Origin of the sequence: Acinetobacter sp. S40 (genome assembly GCF_016624705.1) — a bacterium.
Classification (GTDB): Bacteria; Pseudomonadota; Gammaproteobacteria; order Pseudomonadales; family Moraxellaceae; genus Acinetobacter.
The window spans coordinates 29,390-48,016 of the sequence record NZ_JACVTU010000014.1 but is presented as its reverse complement, the minus strand read 5'-3'; the positions used below and the strand labels follow the sequence as shown (position 1 = coordinate 48,016).

The 18,627-nt window shown below is 40.1% G+C and carries 20 protein-coding genes; 15 read left to right on the top strand and 5 right to left on the bottom strand.

Annotation, left to right across the window (positions count from 1 at the left end):
* The first annotated feature begins 7 nt into the window (after nucleotides 1–7).
* The 11 genes from IAE19_RS14010 (at nucleotide 8) to rplS (ending at nucleotide 10,486) form a co-directional block, all read left to right on the top strand.
* A complete protein-coding gene (locus IAE19_RS14010; protein WP_200461527.1) occupies nucleotides 8–457 on the top strand; it encodes a GspH/FimT family pseudopilin in 450 nt (149 codons plus the stop codon).
* Nucleotides 451–963: a type IV pilus modification protein PilV gene (pilV, locus tag IAE19_RS14005; RefSeq protein WP_200461526.1), complete on the top strand. Its 513-nt coding sequence runs from the start codon at nucleotides 451–453 to the stop codon at nucleotides 961–963. The genes IAE19_RS14010 and pilV overlap by 7 nt, the downstream gene beginning before the upstream one ends.
* The gene (locus tag IAE19_RS14000; RefSeq protein ID WP_200461560.1) at nucleotides 963–2,081 is read left to right on the top strand and encodes a PilW family protein; all 1,119 of its coding nucleotides are present in this window, start codon (nucleotides 963–965) and stop codon (nucleotides 2,079–2,081) included. Before pilV ends, IAE19_RS14000 begins: the two co-directional genes overlap by 1 nt.
* Nucleotides 2,078–2,842, top strand: coding sequence for a PilX N-terminal domain-containing pilus assembly protein (locus IAE19_RS13995; RefSeq protein ID WP_200461525.1), 765 nt, complete (start codon nucleotides 2,078–2,080; stop codon nucleotides 2,840–2,842). Before IAE19_RS14000 ends, IAE19_RS13995 begins: the two co-directional genes overlap by 4 nt.
* Before the next feature lie 15 nt (nucleotides 2,843–2,857).
* Entirely contained in the window at nucleotides 2,858–7,132 is a 4,275-nt protein-coding gene (locus IAE19_RS13990) for a pilus assembly protein PilY (RefSeq protein ID WP_200461524.1), read from the top strand.
* 11 nt (nucleotides 7,133–7,143) lie between these two features.
* Nucleotides 7,144–7,599, top strand: a complete 456-nt coding sequence (locus IAE19_RS13985; RefSeq protein ID WP_227611103.1) for a type IV pilin protein — start codon at nucleotides 7,144–7,146, stop codon at nucleotides 7,597–7,599.
* Nucleotides 7,593–8,057: a type IV pilin protein gene (locus tag IAE19_RS13980; RefSeq protein WP_200461523.1), complete on the top strand. Its 465-nt coding sequence runs from the start codon at nucleotides 7,593–7,595 to the stop codon at nucleotides 8,055–8,057. The genes IAE19_RS13985 and IAE19_RS13980 overlap by 7 nt, the downstream gene beginning before the upstream one ends.
* 149 nt (nucleotides 8,058–8,206) lie before the next feature.
* Nucleotides 8,207–8,464, top strand: a complete 258-nt coding sequence (gene rpsP, locus IAE19_RS13975; RefSeq protein WP_004923845.1) for a 30S ribosomal protein S16 — start codon at nucleotides 8,207–8,209, stop codon at nucleotides 8,462–8,464.
* 17 nt (nucleotides 8,465–8,481) lie between these two features.
* Complete coding sequence (gene rimM, locus IAE19_RS13970) at nucleotides 8,482–9,030, top strand: ribosome maturation factor RimM (RefSeq protein ID WP_200461522.1); 549 nt, start codon at nucleotides 8,482–8,484, stop codon at nucleotides 9,028–9,030.
* Nucleotides 9,031–9,083: 53 nt separating this feature from the next.
* The gene (trmD, locus tag IAE19_RS13965) at nucleotides 9,084–9,836 is read left to right on the top strand and encodes a tRNA (guanosine(37)-N1)-methyltransferase TrmD (RefSeq protein ID WP_200461521.1); all 753 of its coding nucleotides are present in this window, start codon (nucleotides 9,084–9,086) and stop codon (nucleotides 9,834–9,836) included.
* A 278-nt stretch (nucleotides 9,837–10,114) separates the two neighbouring features.
* Nucleotides 10,115–10,486: a 50S ribosomal protein L19 gene (rplS, locus tag IAE19_RS13960; RefSeq protein ID WP_200461520.1), complete on the top strand. Its 372-nt coding sequence runs from the start codon at nucleotides 10,115–10,117 to the stop codon at nucleotides 10,484–10,486.
* 58 nt (nucleotides 10,487–10,544) lie between these two features.
* On the opposite strand, the gene IAE19_RS13955 is transcribed toward rplS, so the two are convergent.
* Entirely contained in the window at nucleotides 10,545–11,507 is a 963-nt protein-coding gene (locus tag IAE19_RS13955) for an esterase/lipase family protein (protein ID WP_200461519.1), read from the bottom strand.
* Nucleotides 11,508–11,599: 92 nt separating this feature from the next.
* Complete coding sequence (locus IAE19_RS13950; RefSeq protein WP_200461518.1) at nucleotides 11,600–12,643, bottom strand: lipase secretion chaperone; 1,044 nt, start codon at nucleotides 12,641–12,643, stop codon at nucleotides 11,600–11,602.
* Nucleotides 12,644–12,793: 150 nt separating this feature from the next.
* Between IAE19_RS13950 and truB the strand changes: the two genes are divergently transcribed.
* From truB to IAE19_RS13935, 3 genes are all read left to right on the top strand, one after another.
* On the top strand, nucleotides 12,794–13,699 hold the full coding sequence (gene truB, locus IAE19_RS13945) for a tRNA pseudouridine(55) synthase TruB (RefSeq protein WP_200461558.1): 906 nt from the start codon (nucleotides 12,794–12,796) through the stop codon (nucleotides 13,697–13,699).
* A 13-nt stretch (nucleotides 13,700–13,712) separates the two neighbouring features.
* A complete protein-coding gene (locus IAE19_RS13940; protein ID WP_200461517.1) occupies nucleotides 13,713–14,483 on the top strand; it encodes a sulfite exporter TauE/SafE family protein in 771 nt (256 codons plus the stop codon).
* A gap of 142 nt (nucleotides 14,484–14,625) precedes the next feature.
* Nucleotides 14,626–15,075, top strand: coding sequence for a hemerythrin domain-containing protein (locus IAE19_RS13935; RefSeq protein ID WP_200461516.1), 450 nt, complete (start codon nucleotides 14,626–14,628; stop codon nucleotides 15,073–15,075).
* Nucleotides 15,076–15,120: 45 nt separating this feature from the next.
* Here the strand turns inward: IAE19_RS13935 and IAE19_RS13930 are convergent, their stop codons facing one another.
* The 3 genes from IAE19_RS13930 to serA form a co-directional block, all read right to left on the bottom strand.
* Nucleotides 15,121–15,999, bottom strand: coding sequence for an EamA family transporter (locus tag IAE19_RS13930; protein WP_200461515.1), 879 nt, complete (start codon nucleotides 15,997–15,999; stop codon nucleotides 15,121–15,123).
* Nucleotides 16,000–16,096: 97 nt separating this feature from the next.
* Entirely contained in the window at nucleotides 16,097–16,978 is an 882-nt protein-coding gene (locus IAE19_RS13925) for an EamA family transporter (protein WP_200461514.1), read from the bottom strand.
* Between the two features lie 90 nt (nucleotides 16,979–17,068).
* Nucleotides 17,069–18,301 carry a phosphoglycerate dehydrogenase gene (serA, locus tag IAE19_RS13920; protein ID WP_200461513.1) on the bottom strand — a complete coding sequence of 411 codons (1,233 nt, stop codon included), beginning with the start codon at nucleotides 18,299–18,301 and terminating at the stop codon, nucleotides 17,069–17,071.
* 97 nt (nucleotides 18,302–18,398) lie between these two features.
* Between serA and IAE19_RS13915 the strand changes: the two genes are divergently transcribed.
* On the top strand, nucleotides 18,399–18,548 hold the full coding sequence (locus tag IAE19_RS13915; protein ID WP_200461512.1) for a hypothetical protein: 150 nt from the start codon (nucleotides 18,399–18,401) through the stop codon (nucleotides 18,546–18,548).
* Nucleotides 18,549–18,627: the final 79 nt, after the last annotated feature.

The window sequence follows — 18,627 nt, the reverse complement described above, 5'->3', positions numbered from 1 at the left end:
GCGGACAATGGTTAAGGGTTCAGGATTTACGCTAATTGAATTAATGGTCACTATTGCAGTGTTAGCAGTCATTGCGACAATGGCGGTGCCTTCTTTTAGGAATATGGCTTTGGCACAAAATTTTAATAGAAGTACGCAGCAGCTTGTATCTCAGTTGAATCAGGCACGTTCAAAAGCTGTGTTAGAGCGTAAAGAAATGACAGTCGATTTAAGTAAAACTGAACAAACTCCAGATACTGCAACAACCCTATATTGGATACCCACAGGCGATGCAGTTTTAAAATCTGGATCACCGACAGAAATTACTTTTTTATTGAGTGGTGGTGTGAAAGATTTTGATGCAAATATTAAAAATAAGCCTTTTGTTATTTGCAATAAAAGCGGTGGGGATAAATCTAAAAGTATTGATATATCTTTAATGGGTACAGTAAATATTACAGAGAGCTCAACATGCTAATAACTATAAAAAATCAACGTGGCGTAGGATTAATAGAGATATTAGTCGCGTTACTAATTTTGGCAATTGGCATATTAGGATTTATTGCTTTGCAATACCGTGCAGTTGAGGCTACATCCGAGAGTAATTATCGAGTTCAGGCAATGAATCTTGCAAGAGATTTAGCAGAGCGAGTACGTGTCAATCGAGGATCATTGGCAACTTATGAAACTGAAATAAAAACAGCAGCCAACCAAACAACTTCGACAAAAAATTGTTTTACCGCAGATTGTAATGTAACAGAGTTAGCTGATTTTGATGTGGCTCAAATCACTACAAGGGCACATTCAGTAGGGATGTCGGTAAATTTAGTTGCTTGTCCTGGCAATAATGACAATCGTAATTGTGTTTATATTGCTTGGGGGGATACGGCTCCCCTTAATGGAGAAGCAAATGGGGAGGGAAATTGTACAACCAGTACAGCTTATGATCCTGTCTCAACGTGCTTGATTATGGAGATGTACTGATGCTAAAAAATCAAGCAGGACTGACTTTAATTGAATTAATGATTTCTCTAGCGTTGGGGTTAGTGATTTCTGCTGCTGCAATAATGTTATTTCTTACGGCTCAACGTAGTTATACCCTCCAGCAAGGAATGACCGATTTACAGGATAATGCTAACTTTGGTTTAAATTACATAACAAGAGATATTCGTCTAACAAATTTAAATATCTCTGTTTCTGAAATTAATGATCAGACGAGTTATGGCGGAGTTGTTTTAACTTCTTCTGTTAATGCGACGAAAGATGGATCATATACTCCTGCTAGACCTTTAAGTAATTTATTTCGCACTATCGTTGGAAATAGTGCTGGGGTTAATTTTCTATCTAGAAGTAATGGGATGAGTGCTGGCACTGCTCCGGCATGGACAGGTGCCTCCAATGTTGTTACCGATTCCGATGGAAGTTTATCAAGTGATCAACTGACTATTCAATATCGACCGCAGTATATTCTGGATGATAAAGGCTCACCAGCTACCAGTGATGATGAGTGGGTAGGCGGTTATGATTGTGAAGGGCGTGAACTGAGATTTAAGGTTGAAGATCCTGGGGGAGGTCTTCCCTTTGGTCAGCAAATGATTGTTCAACGTTATTTTTTAAGATCAGACGCTAGTGCAGCATCTAATGAACCTAATACTCCGCTTGCTTTAGCTTGTGAAGCTGGTTTTTATGCCATTGCTGAAACACCAGCAGTTACAAAAGTAGAAGGTGGAGCACCATCTTCCGCCCTGGGAACGCGATTATTTGGTAGTACTTCCGGGCAAATTATTATGAAAAGAGTGGATTATTTTAGGGTGTTATTAGGTGTCCAGAGTGGTGCCAATTATCGCTATATTTCATTTAAGGATTATATGGATATTGCTGCAGGTTCACGCCCAAGGATTCTTTCTATACAACTAGGTGCATTGGTTCGTTCTGCTCAACCTGCAGGTAATGATGCCATTATTGATAATAGCCAAATATTTCAGGTCTTAGACCAATCTATTAAGGTTAAAACGCCAGCTGCATCCGCGCCAAAATATGTGAGGCAAGTGGTCGTGCAAAATATCGCATTGCGTAATACTTTTGGGGAGAGAGGGAAATGAGACATTATTCATTTCAACGCGGGGCGGCCTTAATTGTAGTAATGATTATGCTATTAGTTATTATGATTATTGGGACTCTTGCAGTGCGACAAAGTTTAATTTCACTAGGTATTGCTACAAATGGTCAAGCACAACAGTTATTAATACAAAATTCAGATAGTGCTTTTTTCAATGTTGAAAGAGAAGACAATTTAATTCAAAGCTTAACTGCAAGTGGCATGTTTGGTTATATCAATGGCGCAGCAAATAAAGATAAAGAAATGGTGTTCTGCTTTCGAGGGGAAGAGTCCGCTTTTTTTGATATTAATCGAGCCAGCTTAATGATGTGGGAAGCAGGAAAAACCCAGCCTACAAATGATGCCTTAGGTAAAGATGGCTATTGCAGTGTTTCTGCCTCAAGTGGAAACTTTTTTACTTCTGGACGTAGAGCAGTAATGACACAGGTTTCCGTGAAGTTTTCTAGTCAATCAGAAAATGATCCATTTTATGCAATGCAATATGGTACCGATTCAAATGGCGTAAAATTTGAAAAAAATAAGCCTGTAAAGGTATTTGCAGTATCGATTATGCCGACATTCTCTAGCGAGTCATCGGCCGATATTGATGAATGTCTCAATTCGCATATGAGTGAAGTCACTATGCCATCAGGAATAACGCCAGCTACAGGGGCAAAAGATAGTGTGACAGAATGTTTGGCACGTCGAAATATACCGTTTACTACCCAAGTTACCGAATACCTAATCGCGCAAGATTTTGTATAAGTAGGAGCAAGGAAAATGAATCAGATTCAGAAAATACTAAAAAAATCCTACCCTCATAAATTGCTTGCGACCAGTATTGCGGCAATATCTACCAGTTTAATTATGACCAGCGTTGTTCAGGCTAGCGATATTGATATTTATCAGGAAGCTAAATCAGGACAAATTACGCTAATGTTTATGCTGGATATTTCGGGAAGTATGGGGGCGCCGCAATTAACAAATGATGCAGGGGCTTGTGACGCTCCAAGTAGTAATGGTAGTGGTAGTGAAGATTCGACTAATGGTTCACCGACCTACAAGCGTTATTATTGTAATGTAACGGATACAACAAGAACTTACTATTATAAGCGTACTGGTAATAGGAATAACAACTATGCTTATTATCGTTGTGGTACTAGTGGTTCGATCTCACAGAGTGATTGTATAACATCTATCTCTAGCTCCAATATGTCTACAACAGATATGTCCACAACAAGTAGTGGTAGTGGAAGTAGTACAATTACTTATTATTATAAAGATGTAACCGGAGCAACGACTAAATATTATGACCGTATTACTCGCGTTAAAGACGGTTTGTTCGATTTGCTATATGGGAATACAACTAAAGGGATTATTCGTTTAGATGATGCCAAGGTCATTGGTTTATCAACTTACTCTCGACCAACCAGTTTTAATAGTTCGGGTGCACCATTAACTGCTGATAATACCACAGGTCAAGTACGTATACCTGCACGGCCATTAGGTACCATTGTTAATGGTGTTTCACAACGTCAGATTTTGTTAAATGAAATCGCTCAATTGGGAGCAAGGGGGGGGACGCCAACGGCCAATGCTTATGCTGAAACAGCAGCATATTTATTTGGAACAAGGACAGCTGGAACAACCACTGTAAATATTCCGAAGTATTTTAGATATTATCCTGATGTAATTACCACTTCAGGAACGACATACTCTGCTTGTGGTAATGCTTCTGCGAGTGGTAGTACAAATAGTTCTAATTGTACTTATACACCAACTACAGCACCAACGGCATCAACACTTGCGAGTTACACGGCAAGTACTTCCAGTTCAACCAGTGGGAAAGTAATAACATATACAACGCTATATTATACAGGTAGTTCAAGCAAAAAATATTATTATAAAGGTGTTTATACTAGTACTACTTCGACAGGAACAACACCGTATTATCAAAGTTGTACAGCTTTTACCTCAAGTGGTTGTACTACATGGGGTTCAACTGGTACAACTAACCCTGCTACAGTACCGTATAGTACCTCGTCATGTACAGTTCCAGTAAGTGGTACAAGTACTACAGGTAATTGTGTATATGAAAACGAAGACTTTAAGACCTCAGCAACGGATAGTGGTTTTGAAAATTCTTATACTGACACCAAAAATACCGATCAAACCTTCTATAAAAAACCTGACTCCTTGCAGCAAAGTGATGAGGTTAAGCAATGTAGTGGACAAGGGATATATGTTCTTACAGATGGTGCACCAAATAATAATACAAGTGCCCAGTCTTTAATGAAAAATGCCTTAACCGCTGCAAAAAGTTCGACTTTGAGCTGTACCGATTCTGATAGTGGCTGGGATTGTATGCATAAGTTTGTACAAAATTTATTAAATACAGTAAATAATCCAGCAGGTTTAAAAATTAGAACGGCCGTTGTTGGTTTTGGTTCTGATTTTAATAACTTATCTTCTTTTGATCGAACAAAAACACAGGCACAAAATATTGCAGCATTAGGTACAATTGATACAGATGTTAAAAAAGCCGCATATTGGGGAATTATTGGAGAAGGGGGCTGGTATTCAGGAAATAGTTCACAAGATATTGTTAATAGTGTTAATTCATTCTTAGGTGACTTAAATACAGATATTCCATCAGTGACCACGGGGTCGCCAACAATTCCAAAGGATATGCTGAATCCGGCTGTTTTACAGGATGATGCTTATTACCAACAATTTCAGCCTTCTCCAGACAAAGGTTATCAGCTCTGGGCGGGAAATTTAAAGAAATATTTAGTTGCGGAATCTGGAAAGTTAGAAGGCCGAAGTGGAGCAAGCGTTACAGATAGTAAAGGTAGATTGATTACCCCAACTTACGACGATAGCGGTAAATTATTAACTGCTACTTATGATTTTTGGTCAACGAGCATTGATAGTAGTAGCACTATTGCTGACGCAGATGAAAATACATTTGGAAGTAAAAAGTTTTCAGCGAAAGGTGGGGCTTGGTCCCAACTGAAATTGCGTACGGATACAGATGGAAAAGTTCAGCGTAAGTTGTTTACCAATCGCGTAGCAACTGGAACAGGAACTTCAGCAACATTTGGTGATGGAACAAGTCTAAGACAAATTAATTTGGATTATTTAACAGATACTACCTATCAGAATGATCCAGATCGTGGTTATTTAATTAGTTTATTGGGATACGTGGTTGATGCCGCTAATCCATCAACGATTACTGCCGCCTCTTTAAATACGGCAGCTGAATTACGTCAAATTGGTTCAGTAATGCATTCACTTCCAGTATTAGTAACCAATAAAGGTAAGGTTGCATATAACTCCACTACAAAGAAAATAGAATCAACTAATCGGGAAGACTATGTATTGTTTGGTACTACACAAGGTTTATTGCAAGTTGTGGATGCTAAAACGGGGCAAGAAAAATTTGCGTTCGTACCTAATGAAATGGTTGATAGTCAAAAACAAGCATTTCTTAACTACACCTCGACTAATGGTGGAATGAGTAATCTTTACTATGGTATAGATGGACCTTGGGCTTTATATACTGAATACGTTATTGATAGTTCTGGAAATTTGACTGTAGGAAAAGGTAAGGGAACAGATCAGAAAGGTAAACAGTTGGCGTTTGGTGGATTACGTATGGGTGGCCGAAGTTATTATTCTTTGGATTTGGCAAATATTAGTAATCCTGCATTAAAATTCCATATTAATCCTGATGCTGTAACAAGTGGACCACTCAGTTATATGGGGCAAAGTTGGTCGAAACCGGCACTTGGTTATGTAAATTGGAATGGTAAACGTACCTTAGTGATGTTTGTTGGCGGTGGTTATGACACTGGCTATGAAAGCGATGGCTATGATCAAACTAATAAGAAAGGTGCTGGAATATATATGTTTAGTGCCGAAGACAGTGTAGATAAAAATGGCAATACAATTAAAGCTGGTACTCTATTATGGTGGTCAAGCGCAAATGCAACCACGAGTACAGGATCTACCTTACCTATTGGCACAAATAATGAAAATTTAAAATATAGTGTTGTTAGTGAAATTCGTACTGTCGATCGAAATGGTGATGATCTTATTGACCATTTATACTTTGGTGATTTGGGTGGGCAACTGTTCCGTATCGATTTAGATAATAACGCATCGAGTTTAACTAGTTTCGCCAAAACTCCTGTTCGGTTATTAAACTTGCATGAAAATAGTGGTAAAAGCCCTCGTTTTTATGATATGCCAGGATTCTCTATATATAGTAATAATGGTGAGACTTTTGCGGTCATTTCCATAGGAAGTGGTAATCGTAGTAAGCCTTTAGTGAGCTATACAACAGGCGCTGCTAATACTAATAATGATGCAGTTTATAATATTTATGATAAAGATGTAGCGAAAAAAAGTTTATTTACTACAGGCAGTTCAAATACTCAGAATATTACTCGAGCGACTTTAGGCAAGCTGACAGAAAGCAATCGTTATAGCGATACTACCCTTATCGCTCCTTATGGAGGGAAAGATGGTTGGTATTATGAATTTGATAACTGTGTTGCGGGTATAGATGGAACAAAAACAGGGTGTAGTGACTATAAGTTGCAAAGTGAAAAAGTGTTTGGTACCCCGCTTGCAATGAACTATCGTTTATATGTTTCGACATTTGATAGCAGTAAACCAGGGCTTTCTGGAGATTGCGGTGCGGGTGTTAAAGGAGAAAGCTTATTAAGTTCATTCTGTTTACCTTATGGGCAATGTAAATCTTCATCTGTGGATGATGGAGGAAGTCGAGGAGCACCTATAGGCATTGGTATCCATAATGTGACCGTAGGTAATTGTACAGGTGATAATTGTGGTGGAGGAACTAGTGGAGGAACTGGTGGAGGAACTGGTGGAGGAACTGATGACGGTCCAGTGGCAAGTGCTTCTAATTATTGTGCTAGTACAGGTGGACGTATGGCTATTACAGTGACTGGTGGAGTGGGTAAAGGCGAAGCAACCCAAATGTGTTTAATTCCACAACGCTGGTATGAACGTGCCAGTCTAAAATAAAGGGGTAATTTATGAAGCATATTTTATCCCAGAGACAAGGTTTTACTTTGATAGAACTAATGACAGTGCTAGCAATTGTTGCAATTTTTGCAGCAATTGCTATTCCAAGCTATCAAGGGTATGTTCGCCGTGCTCAAGCGTCTCAGGCTCAACAAGAAATTCAACGTATTGCAGGTGAGCTTGCTCGCTGGAAATCTAGGAACTTTAACTACCTTGGTTATAATCTATCTGCACGAACAGTACAGGGGGGATATCCCTCTACAGCTTTTGAAGTTAGAGATGCAGCAGTAGGTAATCCATTATTAACAGCCGCTACAGCAAGTGGTCAAAATTGGGCAATTCGTGTGCTAAATGATGATGAAAAAAATTACTCATTTTTAATGACGAGTACAGGTATACAATGTAAAAATAAAACTCAAGCAAATATTACATTTACGACCTGCGGTATTGGTTCGGAGGAATGGTAATGAAGAGCTATGGGTTCAGTTTGATTGAATTAATGATAGTAGTGGCTATTATTGGTATTTTGGCCGCAATAGCATATCCATCTTATCAAGAATATGTTCATAAGACTAAACGTACTGACGCGCAAGCAGATATGATGAATATTGCGAATAGACTGCAAAAATATAAAATTGTAAATTTTTCTTATCTAAAATCAAATGATTCAGCAATTAGCTTAAGTGATATCGGTCAATCTAGTCAAATTCCTCAATCTAGTACTCCTCTATATGACTTAGCCTTATCTAATGTCACAACTGGAACATGGACACTGACAGCGACTCCAATTACAAACGCTGGTCAATTCGGTGATGGGCATATTGTATTGAATCATAGGGGAGAGCGTTGCTGGACTAAAGGAACGGATAAGAATGATGGAACCCCATGTGTACCCTCTGCCACCTCCAACTGGGATGGCCGTTAAACTCTAAATTCAAAACTGCGGATAACTCTAAAAAGCATCTTTCATTTGGCTTAAATATCACGTAGAATATCGCCCTCTATGAAAGGGGTTTGAAGTGTTGCCGATGGTCGGCTACAGGGATAATCCGTAAGAATTATAAGGCTTTTATCATGGTTGTTATTCGTTTAGCGCGCGGTGGTGCAAAAAAACGTCCATTCTATCAAATCGTTGTGACTGATAGCCGCAATGCACGTGATGGTCGTTTCATCGAACGTATTGGTTTTTTTAACCCAACAGCTCAAGGTCAAGCAGAAAAACTTCGTTTAGATGCAGACCGTTTTGCTCACTGGGTTTCTCAAGGTGCTCAACCATCTGAGCGTGTTGCTTCTTTAGCTGCTCAAGCTAAAAAAGCTGCAACTGCTGCTTAATCAGTAGTAGGTAATCCATGACCTCAGCACTGAATGTTCCCGAAGATCGTATCCAGATTGGACAGTTACGTTCAGCCTATGGTTTAAATGGATGGCTCTGGGTGTATTCCAATACAGAACCTATGAGCAATATGTTTGACTATCTGCCTTGGTACATCGAGACCAAAGCAGGTTGGCAAACTATAGATGTAAAACGCTGGAAACCGCATGGTAAAGGTCTGGTTGTGAGCTTAAAAGGTGTGAGTGATCGCACTACTGCTGATAGTCTGGTAGGTGCCAATATCTGGGTTGCTAAATCACAATTGCCAAAAGCAGATGTGGACGAGTATTACTGGTCTGATCTCAAAGGTCTTACAGTTTTGGGACTAAGTGAAGATGAGCAAGAAGTAAATCTTGGGCAGATTCATGAGCTTTTTGAAACAGGTGCCAACGATGTCATGGTGGTTCGTGCCACTGCTGATAGTGTGGATGCTGAAGAGCGCATGATTCCTTGGCATAAAGATGTAGTACAGCGTGTTGATCTTGAAGCGGGTCGTATTTACGTCAATTGGGGCGTAGATTACTAAATTACGAATAAGTAGTGGAGTACGAACGCAGTAGGAAAATAGAGGAGTCTGCGATGTTTTTTGCAGTCATTACACTGTTTCCTGAAATGTTCGATGCAATTACTGCATATGGGATTAGTGGTCGTGCAGCCAAGCGTGACATGGTACAGGTGACCTGTATCAACCCACGTGATTTTGCACAGGGTAACTATAAACGAGTGGATGAACGTCCATTTGGTGGTGGCCCTGGTATGGTGATGATGGCTGAGCCTTTGGCAAAAGCAATTCAACATGCCAAACAACTTGCGAGCCAAGCAGGATGTGTTCATGCACCTGTGGTGTATATGTCGCCACAAGGTAAAACCTTAAATGAACAGGCGGTACAACAATTCGTCCAATACGATGGCTTAATTGTACTGTGTGGTCGTTATGAGGGCGTCGATGAGCGTTTGATCCAGCGTTATATTGATCAAGAATGGTCAATTGGTGATTATGTTTTATCGGGTGGTGAATTGCCAGCGATGGTGCTTTTAGACAGTATTATTCGGCGTCTGCCAGATGTTATGTCTGATGAGCAATCGCATATACAGGATTCTTTTGTGGATGGTTTGTTAGACTGCCCGCAATATACCAAGCCTGACCATTTTGAAGGGCTAGATGTGCCTGAGGTACTGAAATCAGGACATCACGCCAATATTGAAAAATGGCGTTTTTTGCAACGTTATCAACGTACACTTGCGCGCAGACCTGAGTTGCTTGAGCAGGTTACGTTGAGTAAGCAGCAAAAAAAATGGCTCAAAGATGAACGAGGGAATGGCAGTGATTAAATGATGGCTGCCCTAAGGAGTGAAAGCTCCGCCAGAAGGTAAAAGCTTTGCTTTTGCACGACGATAAGCAAACATGATGATTGTTTTTCCCCGTATCCAACGAGAAGCGTTGCTTCGAGTTCTGCTTAAACTTGGTTTAAGTTAAAAATAGGCTCTTTAAGTTAAGGCAGTTTTGTTTTGTCTTAAAGGGAAAGTTAAACGGGTTGATATGCGCTTTAGCCTCTATCCCCAGCGGTGTAAGAGACCTCTTCTCTCCCGCACATATTGGAGATTCCACAATGAGTGGTAAACATCCTTTAGTTCAAGCAATTGAAAATTCACAGTTAAAATCAGACATTCCTGCTTTTGCTCCTGGTGACACAGTTATTGTCCAAGTTAAAGTAAAAGAGGGTGATCGTGAGCGTCTTCAGGCATTTGAAGGTGTTGTGATTGCGAAGAAAAACCGTGGCCTAAACTCTGCGTTCACTGTTCGTAAAATTTCTAGCGGTGTTGGTGTTGAGCGTGTTTTCCAAACTCACTCTCCAGTTGTTGCTAAAATTGAAGTGAAACGTCGTGGTGATGTTCGCCGTGCGAAACTTTACTATCTTCGTGACTTGTCTGGTAAAGCTGCACGTATTCGTGAAAAATTGCCAGCACGTAAACAAGGTTAATCTTAACTTTGTTTTCAAGCAAAAAAATGCGCCGAATCTGGCGCATTTTTTATGTTTGTTATAAACCTTGTAGTTTAAGACGATTAGCATGTTGACGATAAAGCGACACAGGATCTGCCGAGAAAACACTGCGTAACCCGAGTACCTGATTCACTTCATCAAAATGATTATGATAGTAGTCATCTCGAATGGTTTTTCCGAGTCGACTGCTGCATTGACTCACCAGACCATCATTCTTTTGACCACTAAATGCGACGTAGCCCATTGAAGTAAGTAAGGTATCAGGATCTAGGAGGTTGGTAGTCTGTGCAGCACCTGTCCATGAATAAAATGCAATACCGTTGGCCGTTGCAGGCCCATCCTGACAAGCTTTGGATGGCAAGCCGAGTGGGAATTTAGTATTAAATTCTGCTGCCCCCTGAGCAGATAAACTACGAATAGATGCTTTAAAATCACTGGGCAATTTAGACCGAAGTTGTGCATAGCTAATAATAGGCGAAACTAAAGCATCTACCGCAGCAGCCAGTGCAGTATTGAGTAACGGCACGTTCTGAACCAAATCGGCGACAGGAGAGCCAAAGTTTGTACCCGCGACGCTAGTGACTGAGGAAACTAGATCTGGTCTGACCCCTGCAATATAACGTGCTGTTGGACCGCCATGACTGTGGCCAATGAGATTGACTTTGTTTTTTCCAGTCAGTGCAACGACTTCTTCGACTTGCTGTAGGAGTTGCTCACCACGTACTTCTGTGGATTCAAGTGGTGAAACCTGTGTCGCATAGGCAGTTGCCCCATTTTTGGCTAAATCGGGCAATACCTGATACCAATAATCCAACCCAAATTCGGCTGAACCTAAACGGTTGAATCCAAACATTCCATGTACAAATACTAAAGGGTATTTGGTTTTGGCATAGTCTGAAATAACATTTTTTGTTTCTGCACTTTGTAACCCTTCCGCAGCAAAACTGCTTTGGATTACAAGGCAACTGAGAAGTCCTGTTATGAATAATCTTGATCGCATTTGATCTTATCCTCTTTTTGTTTTTGGATTTTTTGCTGGCTGTCCTCTCCAGCAAATGGTTTAAAAGGCATCCTCCTGTGATTACTATTATTTTAATTGGAAAAAGGTAATTTCCCGCCTTGATCGTGAACTGATTCAAACGTTTGTAAGCGTAGCTGCTCCTGTGGTTGGTCAAAAGACTGCTGACGTAATTGATGAATGGCTTGTTGCTTGGCCGCCTCAGACATACTGCTACTTAAAATATTGTCACGCTGATCTAGATATTGATTAACTCGACTTTTCCAACTATCACGGTTTTGATCCAATGTTTCTAAACGTTGGGTAGCCTCTGCTCCCACCAGATTCAAACGCATCTGCCGCAATTCACTTGGAGAGCCATGACGCTCTTGAATTGCTTGAGTTAAATGTCTCAGTTCTTCAAGTTTTGTAGTCTGTTGTAGGTTTTCCTGCCAATCTTGAGGAAGCTGATCGAATAGTGCTTTTAAACGTTTGGCTTTATCGCTTTCAGAGAGATTTTTATCATCCAGTATTGCCATACGGTTCAGTGTATATTCATGATAAATATCCTCACTCCCAAACAGTCCCGAAATTTCATAAGCGGAGAAAAATTTTTGGCGTAGATTTTTCATATTGCTAAAAATTGCACGATAATAAGCTGGGTCATCCTGTTTTAAATTCGGTGGGGTGAGTTCTCCAAGCTGCTGGCGATATTTTAAATAACGACTCCAAAGATCCTGAATCTGGGATAAAGCAGGTTGTTGATAATTTCCCTGTAAATACTTTTTAAAATCATCGTCAATTTGGGGAATACTTTTTTCGCCATACTGGCTAATAAAATATTCAAAGCAATCCTTGGTTTGCTCATTCACGATTAAGCTATTGTGATTATCCAGCTGAAGCTGGCAGTTAATCTGGGTGTCTGCCTGACTCGGGCTATTGAATGTTGATGAGCTTAAATTTGATAAAGGGGATGATGGCGTCAAAGCACTTTGCCCGATGATCTTTTGCTTTGAGTTCTCCTGAGTAGATATTGACCCATTGGCGGGCTGAGGTTTAAGCCAGAATACCAAACCAATCACGAGCAGAAGAATAAAACCAATAGTGATCCAAACATAATGATTGCGAAATCCTTGCATCTAGAGATCCATCCCTATTTCATTTTTTTGTTTTAGTAGATTTAAAGAATCCATGCATAAAAATAGCACACTAAACATAAAATACTGTAAAAATGGATAAGCGGATTTGATAACATGGCGGCAGTTTTGACTGCCTTGCACTGGACACACATGACCGCTAAATCTGGAAAAATTCCTCGTCGCCACTTAAGTGGTGTTTTTCTGTTGAATAAACCTTTAGGAATTAGCTCAAATGCGGCACTACAAAAAGTTCGTTGGTTGTTTCGGGCACAGAAGGCGGGGCATACAGGTGCACTTGATCCATTGGCCACAGGCTTATTGCCTATTTGTCTGGGAGAAGCCACCAAGTTTTCGCATTATTTATTAGATTCAACCAAGCGTTATCAAACTGTAGTCAAACTCGGACAAACCACTTCAACGGGTGACGTGGAAGGGGAGATCCTACAAACCAGAAGGGTTCCAGTATTGACCCGTGAAAGTATTGAGCGAGTACTAAATCAGTTCCGTGGTGAGATTGAGCAAGTACCGCCTATGTACTCAGCCTTAAAGCGCGACGGACGTCCTTTGTATGAGTTGGCAAGACAGGGTATTGAAATTGAACGTGCAGCCCGCCCTGTGACGATCTATGAGTTAAAATTAATTGATTTTGATGCAGAAAGTTTAACCTTGGATGTGACTTGTTCTAAGGGAACTTATATTCGTGTATTAGGTGAAGATATTGGTGAAGCACTCGGCTGTGGTGGTCATTTAACCCAGTTACATCGTACTCAGACGGGGCATTTTGAATTAATTCCAGAATATAGCATTGAATATTTAGAGCAACTTAATGAATCCGCTCGCGATATGCTATTATTGCCGGCCTACGCACCAGTCGAATATTTACCGAAAGTTCAAATCCCAGAAGGTCGCCACAAATACTTCTGCAATGGTCAGGAAAGCAATATTGAACATGGGCCTGCGCCTGAAGTTCTGGTGTTTGATCAGGATCAATGTTTGGGTCTGGCTGAAATTACCGATAAAAAAAGATTGGTGCCGAAGCGTATTTTAAACTTATAGGCATAGCTCCCCGATGGAAATTGAAGTCATACTCAGCTTAATCTTTTTTGCGTTTTGTGCAGGTGCAATTGATGCAGCAGTAGGTGGCGGTGGCCTGATTCAGATTCCTGCGATTATGAGTACTTTTCCGCAAATGTCACCTGCAACGGTGATTGGAACGAACAAACTTTCATCGGTTTTTGGAACGGCTTCTGCGGCATATACTTTTGTACGCAGGGTTAAACTACAATGGAAACTGCTTGCAGTGATCGCAGTTTGTGCATTGATTAGCTCCTTTTTAGGTGCGGCCTGTCTGTCATTAATTCCTCAATCTGTTTTGCGCCCATTTGTATTTGTAATGCTCATCGTTATTGCGATCTATACATTGATTAAAAAGAACTTTGGGCAAGTCCATGTCGCTTTAAGCATTACCCCTAAAGTTTTAGTGTTGGCTGCAATTGGCAGTCTACTCATTGGTTTTTATGACGGTATTTTTGGTCCGGGAACAGGTAGTTTTTTTATTTTTTTCTTTATCCGCTTTTTGAATGTTGATTTTTTGCATGCCTCAGCATTATCAAAAATCGGAAATTTTATGACGAATATTGCCGCTCTTAGCTTTTTGGCGCCTACAGGTCATGTTATTTTTCATATCGGTTTAATGATGGCAGTCGCCAATGTTATTGGTTCGGTTGTTGGTGTACGTGTTGCGCTGAAATATGGCAGTGGATTTGTCCGGATCATCTTTTTGATTTTAGTTTCAATTCTCATCTGTCGTATTGGTTATCAAATGTTTGTAACAGGCTAATGGCTAAAGCAACGTTCTGAAACAGATTTTGACATCAATAATCTTTTTTTATCACATCAAAAAAGTAAACTGAAGGTAGCCAAAGGGTTACCTTTTTCTTATTTAGCCACATGATAATAGCCAGAATAGGACTTATAAATAGATGAATATTTTTGAAGCATTGCGGGAAAGTCATGAAAATCAGCGTTCACTTTCAGAGCGACTGGTACAAACGCATGGACATACTGAAGAACGAGAACAATTATTTAAAAACTTAAAAAATGAACTGTGGGCACATTCGGTTGCTGAAGATCGCTATCTTTATATTCCCTTGATGTTTAATGATATTGGGCTGGATATTAGTCGCCATGCATTATCAGAACATCATGAAATGGATGAGTTGGTTGAGCAGCTTGAAGAAACGGATATGAGTAGCCCTAGTTGGTTAGCGATTGCTAAACAATTAAGTGAAGTCGTTCATCATCATTTAAAAGAAGAAGAGCATAAATTTTTCCAACAGGCAGGAAAAATTTTAGATGACAAGCAAAAAGAAAAACTGGGTCAGCAATATTTAAAAGAATATGCAAAGTATAAGAACAATGAACTCGCCTGATGCCCCAGTAAAAATATCAAAAACATTTTATAAAATTGCATAAAGTCAGGAACTGGCAGTGTCAGTTACCTGACCCGATGCACGAAACGTTACCCCAATGGAAGCCAACATAATAAAACCTAATGCGATCCACTGTAATAACGTAATATTTTCACTGAGTAAAACCAGACCTGCAAGTGCAGCTAAAGCAGGCGAAAGACTAGAAAGTGTGCCATAACTCAGTTTGGTCAGTCTTTTAAGCGCAAATAAATCTAATGCATAGGGGATCGCAGTAGCTAGAATGGCGATCAGTAATGCTTTGGGCCAATGTGCAGGATTGATTAGGTGCTCAGGTTGATGTACTAAACCGATGGGAAGCAGAATTACTGCTGAAAGGCTAATTGCTATGGTTAATGCATGCATACCAATGTTTTGACGTACTACTTTATGACCAAAATAAATATAAAATGCCCAACATAATCCAGCGCCAAGTGCGAAAGCGGCGCCGCTGATGGAAAAATTAGCCTGTGCCGCCTGTTGCCACGGCACCATCAGGGCAATACCTAAAATTGCACAAAAGACCCAAATATAATCACGCCGTTGTTGAATCGAAAGCAAGGCTAGTCCTAGCGGACCAATAAATTCAAGCCCGACCGCGATTCCTTGTGGAAGTTTGCCCAGTGACATATAAAACAGCACATTCATTAGACCTAATGCACCGCTATAACCAAGTAAATCTCGCCATTTGAGTGTGGAGAGTTTAGTTAAAATCCTCCATGAGCGGAACATGAAAAAAACTAAAACCGAGGCAAAACAAAGTCTTAAAATGGTAACACTTAAAGGATCCAGTACGGCGATGAGTTGTTTCGCAAAAGATGCGCTAATCTGATAACACATCATCGACAGCAACATGGCAATAACAGCAATCAATGGGGTGTTAGGCATGATTAAGGCTCAACATAAGTAAATGTATAAAAGGGATTAAAATAATCTGGCTAATAAAATCTCGAATAAATCCATATCCAAATAGATAAGACCTTCATCAAGAAATCGTATCGGTACTTTTGGCTCGTTGAGTTGTTACTGTACAACCCACTGAAGCAGTAATAATCGTCGCTAAAGCAAGCCATTGACTCCATATCAATTTTTCACCTAAAAAGATAAATCCTGAAAATGCAGCAACAGCAGGTTCCATACTCATTAGTGTGCCAAAACTAAGAGCAGTCAGTCGTTTTAATGCCAACATTTCCAGCGAAAAAGGCAAGGCACTGGCTAAAATTGCAAGCGCAATAAAATAAAAAATATGGGGAAGTTCAAACACATGAGCGATCGAACCTGTCATAAACGCAATGGGGAGTAAAATGATCATCCCTACGCTCACGCCTAAAAATACTGTGTGATTCCCTGATATACCTGAAGGTTTTTGCCCCGCAATAATATATAAAGCCCAACAGACCCCTGCAGCTAATGCAAATGCAATTCCGATGAGATCAAGATGATGACTGGCTTGATGAAATGGAAACAATAAGAGTAAGCCCAAAATCGCACAACATACCCAGATCAGATCATACTTTTGTCGCGCATAATATAAAGCAATGCTAAGGGGACCCACAAATTCAAACGCTACCGCAATCCCTAAAGGCAAGCGTTGTAATGATAAATAAAACAGCGCATTCATTCCAGCCAGTGCAATCCCATAACTAATAATGGCTTTCCAACGAACCTGCTGCCATTCAATTTTCCATGCCTGAAAAATGATTGCTAAAATCAGCGCCCCAAAAAATAGACGCATGGCTGAAACTGTCAAAACGGGATAACTTTGAAATAAGATTTTTGCGAGAGAACCACTACTCTGTACACAGATCATCGCGACAAGCAAAAAGATGAGTGCCTGTAATTGTGACTTTGGACTGGATAACGACATTTTGAACAAACGGTATATTTTATATCATCATAATTCATCTTGATATAAAAAAGCCACAGGCAATGCTGTGGCCTTTTATCAAGGATTTGATTAGAACAGGATACGAACGCGGATAGTCCCTTCGACTTCACTCAACATATCTAATGCTTCCTGAGATGCCGATGCATCTACATCCATCACAAGATAGCCAATATCACCTTTGGTCATTAAACTTTGGCCAGAGATGTTAATGCCTTGCTCTGCAAACAGATTATTGATTTTAGATAAAACACCCGGAATATTCTTGTGAATATGCAATAGGCGATGTTTACCTTCGGTCAATGGTAATGCAATTTCTGGGAAATTCACCGCAGAAAGAGTCATACCTTTATCAGAATACGCTACAAATTTTTCAGCAACTTCAAGACCAATATTGGCTTGCGCTTCCATAGTCGAACCGCCCACATGTGGAGTGAGGATTACGTTTGGAATGTTACGCAATGGAGAAACAAATTCTTCACCATTGGCTTTAGGTTCTTTCGGAAATACGTCAACCGCCGCACCTGCAAGATGACCAGATTTCAAAGAATCTGCCAGATCTTCAATCACGACACATGTACCACGTGCAGCGTTTAGGAAGATTGCGCCTTCTTTCATTTTTGCAAACTGTTCTTTTTTGAAGAAGTTACGAGTAGAAGGTACATCTGGAACGTGTAAAGTGACTACATCAGCAGTCGCTAAAAGTTCATCTAGTGAACCAACCTGACGCGCATTACCTAATGGTAGCTTTGTGACAGCATCAAAATAAATGACTTTCATACCTAGGCTTTCTGCCAATACAGAAAGTTGGGAACCAATAGAACCGTAACCGACAATACCTAAAGTCTTACCACGAGTTTCAAAAGAACCCACAGCAGATTTATTCCATCCACCTGCATGTGTATCTGTTGATTTCTCTGGTACACGACGCAACAACAAAATTGTTTCAGCAAGTACCAACTCTGCAACGGAGCGCGTATTTGAATACGGGGCGTTGAAAACTGGGATCCCACGTGACATCGCTGCTTTTAAATCAACCTGATTTGTTCCGATACAGAAACAGCCGACCGCAATCAATTTATTCGCGGCTTCAAATACTTCTTCAGTTAATTGAGTACGCGAACGAATACCAATAAAGTGTGCATCTTTGACAGCTTCTTTCAAAGCTTCGCCTTCAAGTGCAGTTTTATGGTAGTCGATATTGGTGTAACCCGCTGCATTTAAGGTATCGATGGCATTTTGGTGAACGCCTTCTAACAATAAGAAACGAATTTTATCTTTAGGTAGTGATAGATGTTGGCTCATTACGGCTCCGCTACAAAGGCCAAATTTAGTCGCGAAATTATATCACAAGTCATGCCAGTTGTTTATGCGTTATAAATAGACGATATGGACTCAATAGGTGAATAAATTTCAGTTTATTGACAATCTCATTCAAGCTGTGTTTAGCGTTGAGAGGAATATTGGCGGTTTGGCTGTGGATTCAACACATTTTGTAGCGACTGCATTTTTAAGCGATGCTTTATCCAGCCCGTGCTTACATGTAAAATAAACGCTGATTTTTGGTAGAATCTAAAAAGCTTTTAGAAATTTGCAAGACGTGCAATTGATTTTAATAGCATTCCCAAATT